Origin of the sequence: Tardiphaga sp. vice154 (genome assembly GCF_007018645.1) — a bacterium.
In the GTDB taxonomy this organism is placed as follows: Bacteria; Pseudomonadota; Alphaproteobacteria; order Rhizobiales; family Xanthobacteraceae; genus Tardiphaga.
The window spans coordinates 3858363-3875760 of sequence record NZ_CP041399.1; the positions used below are offsets into that span (position 1 = coordinate 3858363).

At 64.6% G+C, this 17398-nt stretch carries 14 protein-coding genes; 3 read left to right on the top strand and 11 right to left on the bottom strand.

All coding sequences use genetic code 11. The annotated features are described in order from the left end of the window. Positions 1-143: 143 nt before the first annotated feature. Positions 144-959, bottom strand: coding sequence for an NAD-dependent epimerase/dehydratase family protein (locus FIU28_RS18125; RefSeq protein ID WP_143574581.1), 816 nt, complete (start codon positions 957-959; stop codon positions 144-146). 113 nt (positions 960-1072) lie between these two features. On the opposite strand from FIU28_RS18125, the gene FIU28_RS18130 reads away from it, so the two are divergent. Beyond that, positions 1073-2038 (top strand): SMP-30/gluconolactonase/LRE family protein, encoded by a 966-nt coding sequence (locus FIU28_RS18130; protein ID WP_143574582.1) that lies wholly within the window; start codon positions 1073-1075, stop codon positions 2036-2038. A 244-nt stretch (positions 2039-2282) separates the two neighbouring features. On the opposite strand, the gene FIU28_RS18135 is transcribed toward FIU28_RS18130, so the two are convergent. The 3 genes from FIU28_RS18135 to FIU28_RS18145 all read right to left on the bottom strand — a co-directional run bounded on the left by FIU28_RS18135 (position 2283) and on the right by FIU28_RS18145 (position 6020). Further along, positions 2283-3713, bottom strand: coding sequence for an aldehyde dehydrogenase family protein (locus tag FIU28_RS18135; protein ID WP_143574583.1), 1431 nt, complete (start codon positions 3711-3713; stop codon positions 2283-2285). Between the two features lie 227 nt (positions 3714-3940). Next, positions 3941-4930 carry a DMT family transporter gene (locus FIU28_RS18140; protein ID WP_143574584.1) on the bottom strand — a complete coding sequence of 330 codons (990 nt, stop codon included), beginning with the start codon at positions 4928-4930 and terminating at the stop codon, positions 3941-3943. Between the two features lie 169 nt (positions 4931-5099). After that, complete coding sequence (locus FIU28_RS18145) at positions 5100-6020, bottom strand: c-type cytochrome (protein WP_143574585.1); 921 nt, start codon at positions 6018-6020, stop codon at positions 5100-5102. A 165-nt stretch (positions 6021-6185) separates the two neighbouring features. Between FIU28_RS18145 and FIU28_RS18150 the strand changes: the two genes are divergently transcribed. Continuing rightward, a complete protein-coding gene (locus FIU28_RS18150; RefSeq protein ID WP_246661015.1) occupies positions 6186-6587 on the top strand; it encodes a CHRD domain-containing protein in 402 nt (133 codons plus the stop codon). Between the two features lie 199 nt (positions 6588-6786). Here the strand turns inward: FIU28_RS18150 and FIU28_RS18155 are convergent, their stop codons facing one another. The 5 genes from FIU28_RS18155 to FIU28_RS18175 form a co-directional block, all read right to left on the bottom strand. After that, a complete protein-coding gene (locus FIU28_RS18155; protein WP_143574587.1) occupies positions 6787-7233 on the bottom strand; it encodes a c-type cytochrome in 447 nt (148 codons plus the stop codon). 87 nt (positions 7234-7320) lie between these two features. Next, entirely contained in the window at positions 7321-9618 is a 2298-nt protein-coding gene (locus FIU28_RS18160; protein WP_143574588.1) for a xanthine dehydrogenase family protein molybdopterin-binding subunit, read from the bottom strand. Between the two features lie 66 nt (positions 9619-9684). Further along, positions 9685-11214, bottom strand: coding sequence for a murein biosynthesis integral membrane protein MurJ (gene murJ, locus FIU28_RS18165; protein ID WP_143574589.1), 1530 nt, complete (start codon positions 11212-11214; stop codon positions 9685-9687). 130 nt (positions 11215-11344) lie between these two features. Further along, entirely contained in the window at positions 11345-12493 is a 1149-nt protein-coding gene (locus FIU28_RS18170) for a DegT/DnrJ/EryC1/StrS family aminotransferase (RefSeq protein ID WP_143574590.1), read from the bottom strand. A gap of 58 nt (positions 12494-12551) precedes the next feature. Continuing rightward, a complete protein-coding gene (locus tag FIU28_RS18175) occupies positions 12552-13583 on the bottom strand; it encodes a Gfo/Idh/MocA family protein (RefSeq protein WP_143574591.1) in 1032 nt (343 codons plus the stop codon). 279 nt (positions 13584-13862) lie between these two features. Here FIU28_RS18175 and galE point away from each other — a divergent pair, with 279 nt between their 5' ends. After that, positions 13863-14873, top strand: a complete 1011-nt coding sequence (gene galE, locus FIU28_RS18180; protein WP_143574592.1) for a UDP-glucose 4-epimerase GalE — start codon at positions 13863-13865, stop codon at positions 14871-14873. A gap of 35 nt (positions 14874-14908) precedes the next feature. Here galE and FIU28_RS18185 read toward each other — a convergent pair whose 3' ends face one another. Continuing rightward, positions 14909-16321, bottom strand: coding sequence for a mannose-1-phosphate guanylyltransferase/mannose-6-phosphate isomerase (locus FIU28_RS18185; RefSeq protein WP_143574593.1), 1413 nt, complete (start codon positions 16319-16321; stop codon positions 14909-14911). An 18-nt stretch (positions 16322-16339) separates the two neighbouring features. Then, complete coding sequence (locus FIU28_RS18190) at positions 16340-17323, bottom strand: NAD-dependent epimerase/dehydratase family protein (RefSeq protein WP_143574594.1); 984 nt, start codon at positions 17321-17323, stop codon at positions 16340-16342. Positions 17324-17398 lie beyond the last annotated feature (75 nt).

Genomic DNA, 17398 nt, shown 5'->3' on the forward strand with positions numbered 1-17398 from the left:
TCCCGCCTGTTGTTTTGAACGCTTGTTATGAAGCCGCAGAGAGAGAAGTCAACGCATGGCCGCAGGGTGGGCAAAGCGTAGCGTGCCCACCACCGCGCGCTTGGCGATCAAAGGTGGGCACGGCGCAACAGCGCCTTTGCCCCCTACGGCTTCCAGACGCGGCTGGCGTCGCCGTCGAATTCGGTGCTGCAGAACGCCCCGCCCTGATAGAAATCGCCGACCGGATCGGCGGGCAGCTTCGCCTGCTCCGCCGTCGCGTGCTCCCGAAAGTCTTCGGCGCGGCCGGATGGACGATAGCCGAATTCATAGGCGCGGGAATTATCCCACCAGGCCCGCTCATTGTAGGAAGCGCCGTAAAATACCTCGAAATGGATGCCGGGATGTTCCAGCCCGATCTGGCACAGCTGCACCAGATCCTCCGGCGTCAGGAAGATCGATAGCCGGCGCTGATCGAGCGGTCGATCGCCGAAATTGCCGATCCGCAGGCAGGTCACGCCCAATCCATGCTTGTCCGCATAGAGCGCGCCGACGGCTTCGCCGAACACCTTGCTGACGCCGTAGCGGCTGTCCGGCCGCGGCGTGACGTCGGTGCCGATCCGGCTATGGCGCGGATAGAAGCCCATCGTGTGGTTCGACGATGCGAACACCACGCGCTTGACACCCTGTCTTCGCGCGGATTCGAACAGATTATAGGTGCCGATGATATTGGCCTGCAGGATGGTGTCCCACGGGCCCTCGACCGAGAAGCCACCGAAATGCAGGATGCCGTCGACGCCTTCGCAGATTGATTCCACGGCCGCGAGGTCGGCAAGATCGGCCTGTTTGAAGGTCTCGTTAGATGACAAGTTGGCGGGCTCGGTGAGGTCGCTGAGCACCAGATCCGGATAGATCTTCGGCAGCAACTCGCGCAGCCGCGTGCCGATGCCGCCCGACGCGCCCGTCATCAAAATCCTTGGCATTCCCGTTCCTCGTTGCTTGCAACGTTACGGCAAGTATGGCGGAGACTTGCTTGCCGCGCAAACACGCCAATGGTAGCAAGCGCCAGGCGAGGAAAGACAACGAAGGACCAATGATGTCCGATATAAAACCGTGCCGCGGCTGGCAGCCGGCCAGTTACTATCCCGACCCCGCAATCCAGGCGGTCGATCCGCGTTTCGAGAAATACTGGATCAAGCTCGCCGCCATCGAGCGCATCGCCACCGGGCTGCGCTGGGCGGAGGGACCGGTATGGGTTGGCGATGGCCGCTATCTGCTCTGCAGCGATATTCCCAACAACCGTATCATCCGGTGGGATGAGGAGACCGGCGCGGTCAGCAACTATCGAAAACCCTCCGACTACGCCAACGGCGCCACCCGCGACCGCCAGGGCCGGCTGATCCATTGCGAGCACGGCGGCCGCCGCGTGATCCGCACCGAATATGACGGAAGCATTACCGTGCTGATGGACCGCTTCGAGGGCAAGCGGCTCAACTCGCCGAACGACGTGGTGGTGAAATCGGACGGCTCGATCTGGTTCACCGATCCGCCATTCGGCCTGATGAGCGATTACGAAGGCCACAAGGCGCCGTCCGAGATCGGGCAGAACGTCTATCGGATCGATGGCGAGACGTTGCAGCCGACCATCGTCGCCGACGACGTGCTCGGCCCCAACGGGCTGTGCTTCTCGCCCGATGAAAAGCTGCTGTACGTCGTCGAATCTCGCGGCGCGCCGAACCGCAAGATTCTGGCCTATGACGTCAGCGCGGACGGTACCACGATCACGAACAAGCGCGTGCTGATCGATGCGGGCCCAGGCACGCCGGACGGCATGCGTTGCGACATCGATGGCAATTTGTGGTGCGGCTGGGGCATGGGCAATGCCGAGCTCGACGGCGTCTTCGTGTTCGCGCCCGACGGCGATCTGATCGGCCGCATCAGCCTGCCCGAACGCTGCGCCAATCTGTGTTTCGGCGGGCTCAAGCGCAACCGGCTGTTCATGGCGTCGAGCCAGTCGATCTACGCGCTCTATGTCAACACCCAGGGGGCGGTGGGAGGATGATCTCCGCTGTAGTCCCGGCCAAGCGAGCCCTTGCGAGCGCGAGCCGCGACCCATACGCCGTGCCGACGTAATGAGACGCTGTGACAGCCGCCTGCTTCTTCGCCTCAAGCTCGGAGGGTATGGATCCCGGATCTGCGTTCGCTTCGCTCACTTGTCCGGGATGACAGGTGAGATTCTCTCGCAGAATAAAAACAAAAACGCCGGCGTGGACTGCTCCGCGCCGGCGTTTCGTTAGTGGCTCGGCTTACGCGGCGTCGTAGCCGGCAATCGCCTTGACCTCGAGGAAGTCCTCGAGGCCGTATTTGCCCCATTCGCGGCCATTGCCGGACTGCTTGTAGCCGCCGAACGGCGCGGTGCGGTCGTTGGGGGCGCCCTGCAGGTTGACGTTGCCGGCGCGGATCTTGCGGCCGAAGCTGCGGGCATGCTCGATGGTGTCGGCGGAAACGTAGCCGGCCAGACCATAGGGCGTGTCGTTGGCGATGCGCAGCGCCTCGGACTCGTCCTTGGCGCCCATGATCACCAGCACCGGCCCGAAGATCTCCTCGCGCGCGATGGTCATGTTTTCAGTGACATCCGCAAAAATGGTCGGGCGGACGTAAAAACCCTTGTTGACGCCTTCCGGCAGGCCGGGGCCGCCGGCGACCAGCGTGGCGCCTTCCTCGATGCCCTTCTGGATCAGGCCCTGGATCTTCTCCCACTGGCCGCGATTGACCACCGGGCCGATCACGGTGCCGTCGGCACGGGGATCGCCGGCTTTGGTCTTGTCGGCCTGCGCCTTGGCGATGGCCGCGATCTCTTTCATCTTGGCCTGCGGCACGATCATCCGCGACGGCGCGTTGCAGGACTGTCCGGAGTTGTTGAACATGTGCGCGACGCCGCCGGTGACGGCCTTCACGAAGTCGGCGCCATCGAGGATCACGTTCGGAGACTTGCCGCCGAGTTCCTGGCTGACGCGCTTGACGGTGTTGGCAGCACGCTTGGCGACGTCGATGCCGGCGCGGGTCGAGCCGGTGAACGAAATCATGTCGATGTCGGGATGCTCGGACATTGCCACGCCGACGTCGGTGCCCATGCCGTTGATGACATTGAACACGCCCTTCGGCACGCCCGCTTCATGCAGGATTTCCGCGAAGATCAGCGCCGAGGACGGGGTGAATTCCGACGGCTTCAGGATCATGGTGCAGCCGGCGGCGAGTGCGGGCGCGACCTTGCAGGCGATCTGGTTCAGCGGCCAGTTCCACGGCGTGATCATGCCGACGACGCCGATCGCCTCGCGGGTGATCATCGCGGCATTGTGCATCTCGTCGAACTTGTAGGTCTTCAGCACGTCGAGCGTGGCGACCAGATGGCCGAGGCCGGCGCCGGCCTGGAGTTTCTCGGCCATCGGCAGCGGCGCGCCCATCTCGTCGGAGACCGCGACCGCGATGTCCTTCATGCGCGCCTTGTAGGCAGCGATGATCTTCTCGAACAGCGCGATGCGCTCCTCGCGGGTGGTGACGGAGAACGTCTCGAAAGCACGACGCGCGGCGATCACCGCCTTGTCGACGTCGGCCTTGGAGCCCAGCGAAATCTGGTACAGCGCGTCTTCGGTCGCCGGATTGATGACATCGGTCGTCTTCGGGACGACGGGGTCGACCCAGGCGCCGTCGATGTAGAACTGCAGGCGGTTGACCATTGGTAACCTCTTTGATTGTCGGAAGCGTCGTCGGAAGGCACGTGACATCGGGCAAGCACCTTGCCCGTCGTCGCGCGAATTGGACCCGCCACACGCGGGGCGCCGCGTGAGCGCGACGGCGCATATAAAAGCAGCGGCGTGGCCGGAGCAAGGCCCGGCAACCCCGCTTCTGCCATGCCGCAGGGGCGCTTGCGACCGCATCGCGCGGTGCAATGCAGCATATTCCGTCAGGCGACTTCGCGGATCGTCTTCAACGGTCGGTTCACCGGCGCGTCCGGGTCGATTTCGTCGTCGGCCATCGTGGAGATCGGCGACATCGGCGTGTCGCGCAGCCGCTTCAGGCCGAGATGGCGCTCGCGCAGGATGACGAAAATGCCGGCTGCGGCCACGATCACCGCGCCACCGACGACGTAGGGTGTCGGCACCTCGCCGAACATCCAGAACCCCAGCAGGAACGCCCACAGCATCGCGGTGTAATCGAACGGTGCCAGGAACGAGGCCGGGGCGAAGCGATAGCTCTCGGTGAACAGCATCTGGCCAAGCCCGCCGGCGATGCCGATGCCGATTAGCAATCCGATCTCCGGGCCCGTGGCTGGCATCCGCCAGCCGAACGGCGCCGTCAGCAGCGATACCGCCATCACCGTCAGCGTCATGAAGATCACGATCGCGGCGGAGGATTCCGTCGCGGTCAGGCGCCTGATCTGAATCGTCGCGCCGCCGGACGACACGGCATTGAGCAGCGCCAGCGACAGCCCGATCATCATCGATGTCGTCAACGCGGCATGGTTGCCGAAATACGGCGACAGCATCAGGATCACGCCGCAGAAGCCGACGCCGACTGCCGACCAGCGATAGGCGTGGACGTGCTCCTTCAGGATCACCGCCGCGAACACCACGGTGATCAGCGGCGCGATGAAGGCGATCGCGGTGACGTCGGCGATCGGCAGCCGCGCCAGCGCGCCGAAGGTGCAGAACGTGCCGACCACGCTGAAGGCGCCGCGCACCAGATGCGCCTTGCGCCGTTCGGTTTTCAGGGCGCCGCGCAACTGGCCACGCCAGCCGAAGAACAGCACGATCGGGATCAGCGCGAACAGGCCGCGGGCGAACACGATCTCGCCGACCGGCAGCGTCGAGCCAAGATAGCGGGCCTGCGCGCCCATCAGCGCAAAGGCCAGCGTGCTGGCAATCTTCAGCGACACGGCCTTGAGGATGTTCATGGGATCGGGGATTCGGGGATCGTGGAATGTATTTCTACAGAACCACGCGAGCGCCGCCGGGAAAACTACCGATGCAGCATGGCTCGCGGCGAATCCATGCGCAGGCTCCAGCGCCGTCGTCCTGAGGCGCTCGCCGTCTTTGGCGAGCCTCGAAGGATGCTGTTCTGCCCTACCCCTTCTTCTTCGGCCGGGGCGGCCCTTCCACGGCCGGCAGCGACTTCAGGTAGGTCGCCATCGCCAGGCGATCTTCGGCCGAAAGCTTCGAGGTGTTGCGGATCACCGGGGCCATCGAGCCACCGACGGTGTCGCCTTCCGGCGTCTGGCCGGTTTCCAGGAGGTAGGCGATGTCCTTCTCGCTCCAGTCGGCGAGGCCCTTCTGGGTGATGTTCGGCACCCAGCCTTCGCCCTCGGTATTGGGACCGCCGGCAAAGCGCTGCTTCGCGACGATGCCGCCCAGCGCGTTGCGCGGGCTGTGGCACTCCGCGCAGTGGCCGAGCGCATTGACCAGATAGGAGCCCCGGTTCCACTGCGGACTGCGCGCGGCGTCCGCAATCCGGCGATCGGCGTCGAGGAACAGCAGCTTCCAGACGCCGATATTGCGGCGGATGTTGAACGGGAACGGAACGGTATGCGGCTGCGCACGGCCGGCGACCGGGGCCAATGTCTTGAGGTAGGCAAACAGGTCGCGGATGTCCTCGACTTTGGCGTGCTGATAGGCGGCGTAGGGAAACGCCGGGAAGTAGTGCGCGCCGTCCGGCGAGGTGCCCTTCTGCATCGCCGTCACGAACTGCGCCTCGCTCCAGTTCCCTATGCCGTCTTGCGGATCCGACGAAATGTTCGGCACGTGAAAGGTGCCGAATGGCGAGCCGATCGGCAGGCCGCCGCCGAGCCGCAGCCGGTCGGGCTGCGCCGGCGTGGCGTGACACGATGCACAGCCGCCGGCGTAGAACACGGCCTGGCCCTTGGCGGGATCCGGCGTGTACGACCCCAGCGCGCTGGCGGCGACGGTGGCGGGAATCGTCAGCCACCAGAACAGCGCAAGGCCGATCGCGATGGCGGCTGCCGCAACTGCGAAAATCCGTTTCAGCACGACCGGTCCGCCCCCATGATCACGATTCCCTATTATGCCGAACGCGGCGGCGATGTGCGGAACGAAATCGTGATCCGCGACTGTTATATCGTGGGAATAAAACCGAAGGGCGGACGTTCCTATAACGACATCTACAGGGAGAAAACCATGTCCATTGCCAAGACCATGTTCGCCACGCTCGCGCTGACGACCATCGCGATATCCGCACCGGCCTTTGCCGACAAAATGAAAGCCACGCTGAACAGCGCCAGCGAGGTGCCGGCCAATACCAGCACCGGTACTGGCACCGCCGACATCGATTTCGACCCGGCCACCAAGAAGCTGACCTGGAAGCTGAGCTATTCGGGCCTGACCGGTCCGGCGACGATGGCGCATTTTCATGGCCCCGCCGAGCCCGGCAAGAACGCCGGCGTCGCGGTGCCGATCGCGCCCGCCACCAGCCCGAGCGAAGGCAGCGTGACGCTGACAGACGCACAGGCCGCCGACCTCGTCGCCGGCAAGTACTACGTCAACGTGCACACCGAGGCCAACAAAGGCGGCGAGATCCGCGGCCAGGTGACGAAGTAACAGTAATAACTATGTCATCCCGGCAAGCGAGCTTGTGAGCGCAAGCCGGGATGCATAGCCTTCATCTCATCGATTGAGAGCAGAGAGACTAAACTGTTGTTGCCGAATGACTTCGGAGGGCATGGGTCCCGGATTTGCGTTCGCTAACGCGAACTTGTCCGGGACGACAGTTGCGTTTGTCTGTCTATGGAGATCGGTCTCAGATCTTCAGCCGGAACGCCTCGTGGCAGCTGCCGCATTCCTTGCCGATGCCGCCGACATTCGCCTTCAGGCTGTCGAGATCCTTGATCTTGGCCTTGGCTTCGGTGACGACCTTGGTGAAGCTCGCGACCTTGGCGTCGAAGCCGGCCTTGTCTTCCCACAGCTTCGGCGAGGTGCTGTAGTCGCCTTCCGCCTTCATGCCCTTGGTGCTTTCCGGAAACAGCGCCGGGAGCTTCTTGGCGGTATCGTCCAGCACGACGAGCGCGGCGTCGACCGCGTCCTGGTCGTAGGGCTTGTCGCCCTTGGCCATGGCGCTGAGCGTGCCGCCGAGCGCGCGGCCGTTGGCCTTCATCGTGGCCTGACGATCCTTGACGATATCCTGCTGCGCCATGACGGCGCTGGCACCCAGCAACATAGCCCCGAGAACGATGATCGAGCGTTTCATGCGTTTATCCCCATTGGAATTCGATTAAGACGAAGGCGCAACTGACAACCAAACACCGCCGCCGGGCGTCTATTCCCGGCGAGCTTTTCAAAGATTATGCAGCCGGTCGTGCTCGCGGATCGCCATCCAGACACGTTCCGGCGTGGCGGGCATGTCGATATGGGAGATGCCGTATTCGCGGTGCAGGCCCTCGATGATGGCGTTCATCACCGCGGGACAGGAGCCGATCGCGCCGGCCTCGCCGGCCCCCTTTACGCCCAGCGGATTGGTGGTGCAGGGAATGTTGTGCGTCTCGAACGAGATCGAGGCGCCATCCGCCGCACGCGGCAGGGCATAATCCATGAAGCTGCCGGTGACCAGCTGCCCGTCGTTCGGATCATAGACCGCCTGCTCCATCAGCGCCTGGCCGATCCCCTGCATGGTGCCGCCGTGAACCTGCCCGGCCAAGAGCAGAGGGTTCAGCGTGACGCCGAAATCATCGACGATCACGTAATTGACGATGGCAATCTTGCCAGTCGCGGGATCGATCTCGACCTCGACCAGATGGGTGCCGTTCGGAAAGGTGCCGTCGGCGCTGGAAAAGGTTTCGGAGGCATTGAGCTTCGACGGGTCGGCCTTTTTGGCGAGGTCGGTGAAGCTGATCGCGCGGTCGGTGCCGGCGACGCGGGCGGTGCCGTCGGAAATTTCGATATCCCCGAGGCTGGTCTCCAGCACGTCGGCGGCCAGTTCCTTGAGATAGTCGCCGAGTTTGCGCGTGGCGCGCTGCACGCTGACGCCGCCGGTCGGGATCGAGGCCGAGCCGCCGGTGCCGAGGCCGGTGGCCACCTTGGCGGTATCGCCCTGAATGATATGGACGCGGTCGGGGGGCACGCCGAATTGTTCGGCGACGATCTGCGCATAAGCGGTGTGATGTCCCTGCCCGGTCGATTGCGTGCCGATCAGGATGGTGATGTCACCGCTTTGGTCGAGCGCGACATTGGCGGTCTCGTCGCCCATCGTGCCGCAGACCTCAACATAGGTCGCCATGCCGATGCCGCGCACCAGGCCGAGCTTCTTCGCCGCCTTGGCGCGCTTCGGAAACTCTTTCCAGTTGGCGACGTCCATCGCCCGCTTCATATGCGCGGTGAAGTCGCCGGAGTCGTAGACCTTGCCCGTGGCGGTCGTGTACGGCATCGCCTTGGGCGAAATGAAATTCTTGCGGCGGATCGCATCCGGCGTCATGCCCAATTTGCGCGCGCAGGCATCGACCAGACGCTCGACCACATAGGCCGCCTCGGGCCGCCCGGCGCCGCGATAGGCGTCCACCGGCACCGAATGGGTGAACACGGTGCGAACCCGGCAGTGGAATTTCTGGATGTCATAGAGCCCCGGCAGCATGCCGGCGCCGCCATGCGGGATGTAGGGCCCGAAGGTCGAGAGATAGGCGCCCATGTCGGCCATCAGATCGACATCCATCGCCAGGAATTTGCCGTCCTCGGACAGCGCCATGCGGGCATAAGTGACGTTGTCGCGGCCCTGCGCGTCGCCGACGAAATGATCGGCACGGTCCGCGGCCCATTTGACGTTCTTGCGCAGCTTCTTTGCCGCCACCGCCACCAGCGCATATTCGCGGTACGGAAACAGCCGCGTGCCGAAACCGCCGCCGACATCCGGACATATCACCCGCATCTTGTCATGCGGGATCTTGAGGATGTTATCGCACAGGATGTCGCGCAGCCGATGGCTGCCCTGGCTGCCGATCGTCAGCGTCATGTGATCGCGTTTGGCGTCATATTCGCAGACCGCGGCGCGGGTCTCCATGTAGTTGATGATCACGCGCGGATTGACGATCCTGACCTCGGCCGTGAGCGGCGCCTTGGCGAACACCGCATCGACGGCCTTCTTGTCGCCGATCGGCACGTCGAACAGCACATTGCCGGGATGTTTTTTCCATACCTGCGGCGCATCCTTCTTCACGGCATGGGCGAGACCGTTGACCGACGGCAGCGGCGTCCAATCGACCTCGATCGCCTCGACGGCGTCGCGCGCCTGATCGATGGTATCGGCGACCACAAAGGCCACGGCGTCGCCGACATGGCGCACTTCCCGGGCGGCGAGGATCGGATAGTCCGGGCCGGTGAAGGGCGTGTCCGGCAGATTGAACAGGCACGGCAATCCGCCCAGATCCTTGACGTCGTCGGCCGTGAGGATCGCGGCGACGCCGGGTAGCGCGCGGGCGCGCGTGGCGTCGAGCGTAAAGCTTGCGTGCGCGTGCGGCGAGCGCAGCATCAAGGCATGCAGGGTCTGCGGCGCATGGTCGTCGGTGTAGCGGCCATGGCCGCGGATCAGCGCATCGTCTTCCTTGCGCAACACGCTTTGGCCGACGCCGAACTTGATGGGAGCCATACTTCCTCCGACTGCACTTAGATTTGTTCTATTGTGCAGCCGAAATCAGCATAGCGCAATTGCGGCCTAGCTTCGCACCAGCGACCGTAGCCATTTGCGACCGAAAAGCAGCAGCACCAGCGTGGCATAGACGACCACGGCGACGGTGATCAACACGCCGAGCGCCGCCTCGTCGCGCAACGTCGTCCAGGAAGCGAGTTGCAGCGCGGCATATCGCGCGGCCCCCCACAGCGCAGCCGCCAGCGCGAGGCCGATCAGCAGGAATTTGACCAGCGACACAATGAAGCCGCGATCGAACTCGAGATAGCCGGCGCGGACCGCAAAGCCGATCACCAGCAGCAGGTTGACCCAAGCCCCGACCGCGGTGGCCAGCGCCAGCCCGACCTGCGCCAGCGATCCCATCAGCAGGATCTTCAACAGCACGTTGACGGCAATGCCGGTCAGCGACGCCTTCACCGGCGTCGCGGTATCCTTGCGGGCATAGAACGTTGCCACCGCGCTGCGGATCAGCACGAACGGGATCAGCGCAATCGCATAGGCCGCCAGCGTGGCGCCGGCCGCCACCGCATCGGCCTTGGTGAAGGCGCCGCGGGCGAACATCGCCCGCATGATCACGTCGGGCACCACCAGGAAGGCGGCGACGAACGGCACCGAGAACAACAGCGTGAATTCGAAGGCGCGGCGCTGCGAGGCCATCGCACCGGCATGATCGCCGGAGGTGATCCGCCGCGACATTTCCGGCAGCAGCACGGTGCCGATCGCGATGCCGATCACGCCGATCGGCAACTGGTTGAGGCGGTCGGCATAATACAGCGCTGACAGCGCACCGACCGGCAGAAAGGTGGCGATGATGGTGTCGGCGAACAGCGCCACCTGCGTGCCCATCGAGCCCAGGGTCGCAGGTCCCAGCGCGCGGAAGAAGGCACGGACGTCTTCATCGAGCCGCAATGGTGCGAAGCGCGGCAGGCCGCCATGGCGGGAGAGATCGCCGGCCAGCAGAAAATACTGCAGAAAGCCGGAGATCAGCACGCCCCACGCGGCGGCATGACCGGCGGTCGGAAAGAACACGGCGAGCGCCAGCGTGGCCATCATCGAAATGTTGAGGAAGATCGAGGCGGCGGCGGCACTGGCGAAGCGGTTCACGACGTTGAGCATGCCGCCATACAGCGTCACCAAAGTGATCAGGAGCAGATAGGGAAAAGTGATGCGCGTCAGTTCGATCGCCAGCCGTCGCTGCTCGGGCTCGTCGGAAAAGCCCGGCGCGAGAAGGCTCATCGCCTGCGGCATGAATGCCAGTGCGATCGCGAGGAGCACGACCTGCGAGACGAACAGCAACGTGAAGATGCGGTTGGCAAACAACCGCGCCGAAGCCGGGCCGCCTTCACCATGGACGTGGGCATAGGCAGGCACGAAGGCGGCGTTGAAGGCGCCTTCGGCAAAGATCGCGCGAAAATGATTCGGCAGCCGCAGCGCCACGAAGAAGGCGTCGGCGACGGGGCCGGCGCCGAGGATCGCCGCAAGCAGGATATCGCGCGCGAATCCGGTGATCCGCGACAGCAGCGTGTATCCGCCAACGGTGAAAATACGTCCGAGCATCAGCCGCTTCTACAGCATGCGGCGCGGAGGCCAAATGAATTTGCTGAGTATGTGGCGGCCCCCACCCCGGCCCTCCCCCGCAAGCGGGAGAGGGCCGGGGTGGGGACTCTCGCAGCGACGCTCGGTCGCGTTACGCCAGCGCGTCGCGCACGGCCTTGATGACCCGCTCCTGGGTCGGCTCGTCGAGATAGGCGTGCACCGGCAAGCTGATGACGTCCGACGACAGTGCCTCGCAGACCGGCAGGCCGCCGTCGGCGACCGGATAGCCGGCATAGGCGGTCTGCATGTGCACGGATTTCACGTAATAGATCGCGGACGGCACGCCCTGCGCCTGCAGCGCGGCGGCGAAGGCGGCACGGTCGGTGCCCTTCGGCAGGCGGATGGTGTAGCAGGCCCAGATCGAGGTGTTGCCTTCGGTGACGCGGGGCACGGTGACGATGTTGCCGAGGCTGCGGGCGTAGCGCTCGGCCACCTTGTTGCGCGCGGCGATCTCGTCGTCGAAGATTTTCAGCTTCTCCAGCAGCACCGCGGCCTGGATGGTGTCGAGGCGACCGGTGAGGCCGAGGCGGACATTGTCGTATTTGTCGGTGCCCTGACCGTGCACGCGGATGCTGCGCAGGACGTCGGCCAGCTGATCGTCATCGGTTAAGATGGCGCCGCCATCGCCATAGCAACCGAGCGGCTTGGCAGGAAAGAAGCTGGTGGCGGTGGCGAGCGCCGCCGTGCCGAGGCGTTTGCCCTTGTAGGTCGCGCCGAATGCCTGCGCGGCATCGTCGAGCACGAACAGGCCCTCTGCCCGGGCGACATCTGCGACGGCATCGTGATCGGCAGGCTGGCCGAACAGATCGACGGGAATGATTGCCCTGGGCTTAAGGCCGAGCTGTCTGGCGGTGACGACGGCGCGCTTCAGCGAGGCGATGTCGATATTGTAGGTAGCCTCGTCGACATCGACGAAGACCGGCGTCGCGCCGGTCAGCGCCACGGCCTCGCCGGTGGCGCAATAGGTGAAGGACGGGCACAACACCGCGTCGCCGGGGCCCACCCCCTTGGCCATCAGCACCATCAAGAGCGCATCGGTGCCGCTGGCGCAGCTGATCACATGCTTGGCGCCGCTATAGGCGGCGAGTGCAGCTTCGAGCTGGGTGACTTCCGGGCCGCCGATGAACTGGCAATGCGTCAGGACGCGACCCACCGCCTCGTCGATCGCCGGGCCAAGCCGGCGGCGCTGCGCGCCGATGTCGATGAACGGGACGGGAGTGACGCGGGTATGCTGGTTCATGGGAGGCCTGCAGAAATTTACGGTGGACAGCGGCGCGCGGGCGCGCCGGACGGGATGGCTAGCCGACGACCTTGCGAGGCGCCGGGCGGGCCGCGGTGGCGGCGGGCTTCTTAGGCGCGTCCAGGCACTGGATCGCGATTTCGAGCGAGGCGACGCCCTCTTCGCCGGTCACGGCGGGCACGCCACCGGTACGGATGGCGCCGAGGAACGCCGTCAATTCGGCACGCAGCGGCTCGTCCTGTGCGACCGGCAGATGCCGCATCGAGTAGGAGCCATCGGTCTGGAAGCCGAAGCATTCGGTAACCTGACGGGTCAGGAGATCGCCCATGACATATTTGCCGCGCGTCGCCACGGTGACGGTGCGCGCCTTGAATGGCGTCAGCCAGTTGGTGTTGATATGCGCCAGCACGCCGGACTCGGTGCGGAACTGCAGCAGCGCAATGTCCTCGCGCTCGGCGATGGCGGAGGCAAGCTGCGACTGCACATCGACGATGTCGGATTCGGTGAACCAGCGGATCAGGTCGATGTCATGCACGGCAAGATCGATGACGACGCCGACGTCCGACATCCGCGGCGGAAACGGTCCGACGCGGGTAATCGCAATCGACAGAATGTCCTCGCCCTTGATCGCCTGCTTGACGGCGGCGACCGCGGGATTGAAGCGCTCGACATGGCCGACCATCAACGTCACGCCGGCCTGGCGGGCGGCCTCGACGATTTCACGGCCCTCGGCCACGGTGGAGGCAATCGGCTTTTCGACCAGCACATGAATACCGCGGGCGATGCAGGCCAGCGCCACCTGATGGTGCAGATGGGTCGGCGCGGCGATCGTCACCGCATCGACGCCGGCCTCGAGCAGTTGATCGAGATCCGTGAAGGTCGGGCAGCCGATCATCTTGGCGGCGCGGGCGCGATGCTCGGCAAGGGGATCGACGATGCCGACCAGCTCGATGCCCGGCAACCCGGCCATGACGCGGCCGTGGTTGGTGCCCATCACGCCGGCACCGACGACGCCGACACGCAGCACGCGGTCCGCATCGAGGCCATGTGAACCCGCAGCCGTTAACTTGTCGCCGATCTTGGAAACCATCGCTCAAACCCCGAACAGAAGCGCCCTTCGGCGCACGGGTTCTCCTAGCATGGTGCCACAAATGTGGCGATGGTGCCCGTCAATCATCCAAACACGTTTTGATTCAAAGAATTACAGGGAGAAACGGCTGCTGGCGGCGCGCTGATGCAGGCGGATCCCGCCATCCGAATGGAGGCCAGCCACGCAGACGCCCCCCTAACAACCAGCTCAGCCCCGCAAACAGTAAGGTTAAAATCCTCAAATTGTACCAATGAGGACGGCTTGCTCTAGACTGCAGCGATGACCGTGATGATCACAGGCGGAGCCGGTTTCATCGGATCGCACACCTGCGTGGAATTGATCCGGCATGGCCATGCCGTCGTCATTTACGACAATTTCTGCAACAGCCATCCCGAGGTCCTGAACCGGATCCGGCGCATCACCGGCGTCACGCCGGCGCTGGTGACCGGCGACGTGCGGGACCGCGAGGCGCTGGTCGCCGCACTGACCGGCCATCGCTGTTACGCCGTCATTCACTTTGCCGGCCTGAAATCGGTTGCCGAGTCGGCGAGCCAGCCGGCGCTGTATTACGACACCAATGTCGCCGGTACCTTGCATCTTGTCGAAGCCATGCGGATCGCCAATGTCCGCAACCTGGTGTTTTCCTCATCCGCGACGGTGTACGGCGAACCGCAATCGCTGCCGCTGCAGGAAGACCACCCGCTCGCGCCGTTCAACACGTATGGCCGAACGAAGAAAATGGCCGAGGACATGTTGGGCGACATCGCCGCTTCTTCCGCGGCGCTGCGGGTCGCAATCCTGCGCTATTTCAATCCGGTCGGCGCCCATGAGAGCGGCCTGATCGGCGAAGATCCAAATGGCGTGCCCAACAATTTGATGCCGTTCATTGCGCAGGTCGCGGTCGGGCGCCGCCCGTCGCTCAAGATATTCGGAAACGACTACGACACGCCGGACGGCACCGGCATCCGCGATTACGTCCATGTCATGGACCTGGCAACAGGACATTTGCAGGCGCTGCAGTGCCTCGAGACGCAGGAGCTCGTCCGACTCAATCTCGGCACCGGCCGCGGCAGCAGCGTTCTCGAGATGGTCGAAGCCTTCGCCAAAGCGAGCGGGCGCGCAATTCCGGTGGAGTTCGCGCCGCGGCGCGAGGGCGACATCGCCAGCTATCACGCCTGTCCAAAGCTGGCGTCCGACGTTCTGGGCTGGCAGGCCACGCGCGGTCTGGACGACATGTGCCGCGATGCCTGGAACTGGCAACGCACCAATCCGGAAGGCTATCGCGCCTGACGTGGCTGCCGGCCGTTGCTGCCAGCCACGCCTAACTAGACCCGCTTGTAGTCGTCCTCGATACGCACAATGTCGTCCTCGCCGAGATAGCTGCCGGTCTGCACCTCGATCAGCTCGAGCTGGATCTTGCCGGGGTTTTCCAGACGGTGCGTGGCGCCGAGCGGGATATAGATCGACTCGTTTTCGTGCACGATCTTCTCGGCGTCGTTGAGCGTCACCTTTGCCGTGCCGCGGACCACGATCCAGTGCTCGGAGCGGTGGTGGTGCATCTGCAGCGACAATCGTTCGCCGGGGCGCACGACGAGGCGCTTCACCTGATAGCGCTCGCCGTCTTCCAGCGCCTGGATCGAGCCCCAGGGACGATGCACCTTGAGGTGATCCTCGGTGACCTTGGGCGCCGTGAGCTTCAGCTTGGCCACCAGCCGCTTCAGGCCGTTGGCGTCCTTCTGCCGCGATACCAGCACGGCATCCTGCGTCGCCACCACGACGAGGTCATCGACCCCCTCCAGTGCCACCACGACGCCGTCGGTCGCCACGTTGCAGTTGCGCGAATCCTCGAACACCGCGGTGCCCTGCGCAGCATTGCCCGAGCCGTCCTTGTCGGACAATTCCCATACCGCCAGCCACGAGCCGACATCCGACCAGCCGCAGGACACCGGGACCACGGCGGCGTGCTTCGTCTTTTCCATCACGGCATAGTCGATCGAGATCGACCGGGCTCGGCCGAACGCCTCATTGTCCAGCGTGACGAAGCCGAGATCGCGGCCGGCCCGGGCGACCGCCTCAGTAATTGTCTGCACGCTGTCGGCATCGACGCGGGCGTATTCCTCCAGCAGCATCGCGGCGCGAAACATGAAGTTGCCGCTGTTCCACAGATAGCCACTGGCGATGTATTCTGTCGCGGTCGCCAGATCCGGCTTCTCGACGAATTTTGCGACCTTGTGGACCTCGCCGGCGATCGCCGCGCCGGGGCTGATATAGCCGTATTCGGTGGCGGGCCGTTCCGGCTTGACGCCGAAGGTCACGATATGACCCTCGTCTGCCACGGCGAGCCCCTGCCGGCAGGCCGCGACGAAAGCGGGCGTATCCTTGACGACGTGGTCGGCGGCCAGCGCCAGCACCACAGCCTGCTCGTCGCGGGTCTGCGCGAAGGCGGCACCCGCCGCGATCGCCGGACCGGAATCGCGCCGCATCGGCTCCAGCAGCACGTCGGCCTCCAGCCCGATCTCGGCGAGCTGCTCGCGCACCATGAAACGATAGGCGGCGCTGGTGATGACGATCGGCCGCTCGAACAGCTCCGCGTCCGAGACCCGCCGCATGGTGTCCTGGAAGGTCGAGCGCGGCCCGAACAGCGGCAGAAACTGCTTCGGCCGGCCCTCGCGCGACGACGGCCACAACCGCGTGCCGGCGCCGCCGCACATGATTAACGGAATGATACGCTTGTTCATGGCCTGACCAGTCCCCTGCTAGATGCCGTAATGGCCGCGATACCACGTCACGAAATGCCGGATGCCGTCCTCGATCGAGGTGTCCGGCTTGAAGCCGACGTCGCGCATCAGATCGTCGACGTCGGCAAAGGTCTCGGGCACGTCGCCGGGCTGCATCGGCAGCATGGTCTTCAACGCCTCGCGCCCCAGTTGCTTCTCCAGAACCGTGACGACATGCAACAGGTCTTCCGGGCTGTGGTTACCGACATTGTAGAGCCGCGCCGGCGCGGCATCGTCGCTGCCCGTCGGCACATGCCCGATCAACCGCCCGATCACCGCGGCGACGTCATCGACGTAAGTGAAATCGCGGCGCATGTGGCCGTGGTTGAACAGTTTTATCGGCACGCCGTCGAGGATCGCCTTGGTGAACAGAAAGATCGCCATGTCCGGCCGGCCCCACGGGCCGTACACCGTGAAGAAGCGCAAGCCCGTGGTCGGCAGCCGGTACAGATGGCTGTAGGAATGCGCCATCAGTTCGTTGGCCTTCTTGGTCGCGGCGTACAGGCTGATCGGGTTGTCGACGCGGTCGGTGACCGCAAACGGTTTCTTCTTGTTGGCGCCATACACCGACGATGACGATGCATAGATCAAATGCTGGCATTCATTGTGCCGGCAGCCCTCCAGCACGTTCAGGAAGCCTTCGAGGTTGGCGTCGGCATAGGCATGCGGCTGGTCGATCGAATAGCGCACGCCGGCCTGGGCTGCGAGATGGATCACCACCGGGAATTTTCGCTCGGCGAACAGCGAGGCCATCGCCGGGCGGTCGGCGAGGTTGGCCTTGATGAATTCGAACTGCGAATGGTCCTGCAGCAGCTTGAGCCGCGCCAGCTTCAGCGCCGGATCGTAATAATCATTGAGGCTGTCGAGCCCGACGATGCGATGCCCCTCCGCCAGCAACTGGCGGGCGACGTGGAAGCCGATGAAGCCCGCGGCACCGGTGACGAGGATGGATGAGTCCGACATCGATTCTCCAGAGAATGCGCCTCGACCGGCAACGGTCGGCAGAACGGCCCCCCGTCCTTCTAGCCGCGATCGGCG

Excerpts from the sequence above, each read along its gene's own strand:
- FIU28_RS18140 (WP_143574584.1), bottom strand. The coding sequence starts at position 4,930 with ATGAACATCCTCAAGGCCGTGTCGCTGAAGATTGCCAGCACGCTGGCC.
- FIU28_RS18150 (WP_246661015.1), top strand. The coding sequence starts at position 6,186 with ATGTTCGCCACGCTCGCGCTGACGACCATCGCGATATCCGCACCGGCC.
- galE (WP_143574592.1), top strand. The coding sequence starts at position 13,863 with ATGACCGTGATGATCACAGGCGGAGCCGGTTTCATCGGATCGCACACC.
- FIU28_RS18185 (WP_143574593.1), bottom strand. The coding sequence starts at position 16,321 with ATGAACAAGCGTATCATTCCGTTAATCATGTGCGGCGGCGCCGGCACG.
- murJ (WP_143574589.1), bottom strand. The coding sequence starts at position 11,214 with ATGCTCGGACGTATTTTCACCGTTGGCGGATACACGCTGCTGTCGCGG.
- FIU28_RS18135 (WP_143574583.1), bottom strand. The coding sequence starts at position 3,713 with ATGGTCAACCGCCTGCAGTTCTACATCGACGGCGCCTGGGTCGACCCC.
- FIU28_RS18125 (WP_143574581.1), bottom strand. The coding sequence starts at position 959 with ATGCCAAGGATTTTGATGACGGGCGCGTCGGGCGGCATCGGCACGCGG.
- FIU28_RS18190 (WP_143574594.1), bottom strand. The coding sequence starts at position 17,323 with ATGTCGGACTCATCCATCCTCGTCACCGGTGCCGCGGGCTTCATCGGC.
- FIU28_RS18175 (WP_143574591.1), bottom strand. The coding sequence starts at position 13,583 with ATGGTTTCCAAGATCGGCGACAAGTTAACGGCTGCGGGTTCACATGGC.
- FIU28_RS18130 (WP_143574582.1), top strand. The coding sequence starts at position 1,073 with ATGTCCGATATAAAACCGTGCCGCGGCTGGCAGCCGGCCAGTTACTAT.
- FIU28_RS18155 (WP_143574587.1), bottom strand. The coding sequence starts at position 7,233 with ATGAAACGCTCGATCATCGTTCTCGGGGCTATGTTGCTGGGTGCCAGC.
- FIU28_RS18160 (WP_143574588.1), bottom strand. The coding sequence starts at position 9,618 with ATGGCTCCCATCAAGTTCGGCGTCGGCCAAAGCGTGTTGCGCAAGGAA.
- FIU28_RS18170 (WP_143574590.1), bottom strand. The coding sequence starts at position 12,493 with ATGAACCAGCATACCCGCGTCACTCCCGTCCCGTTCATCGACATCGGC.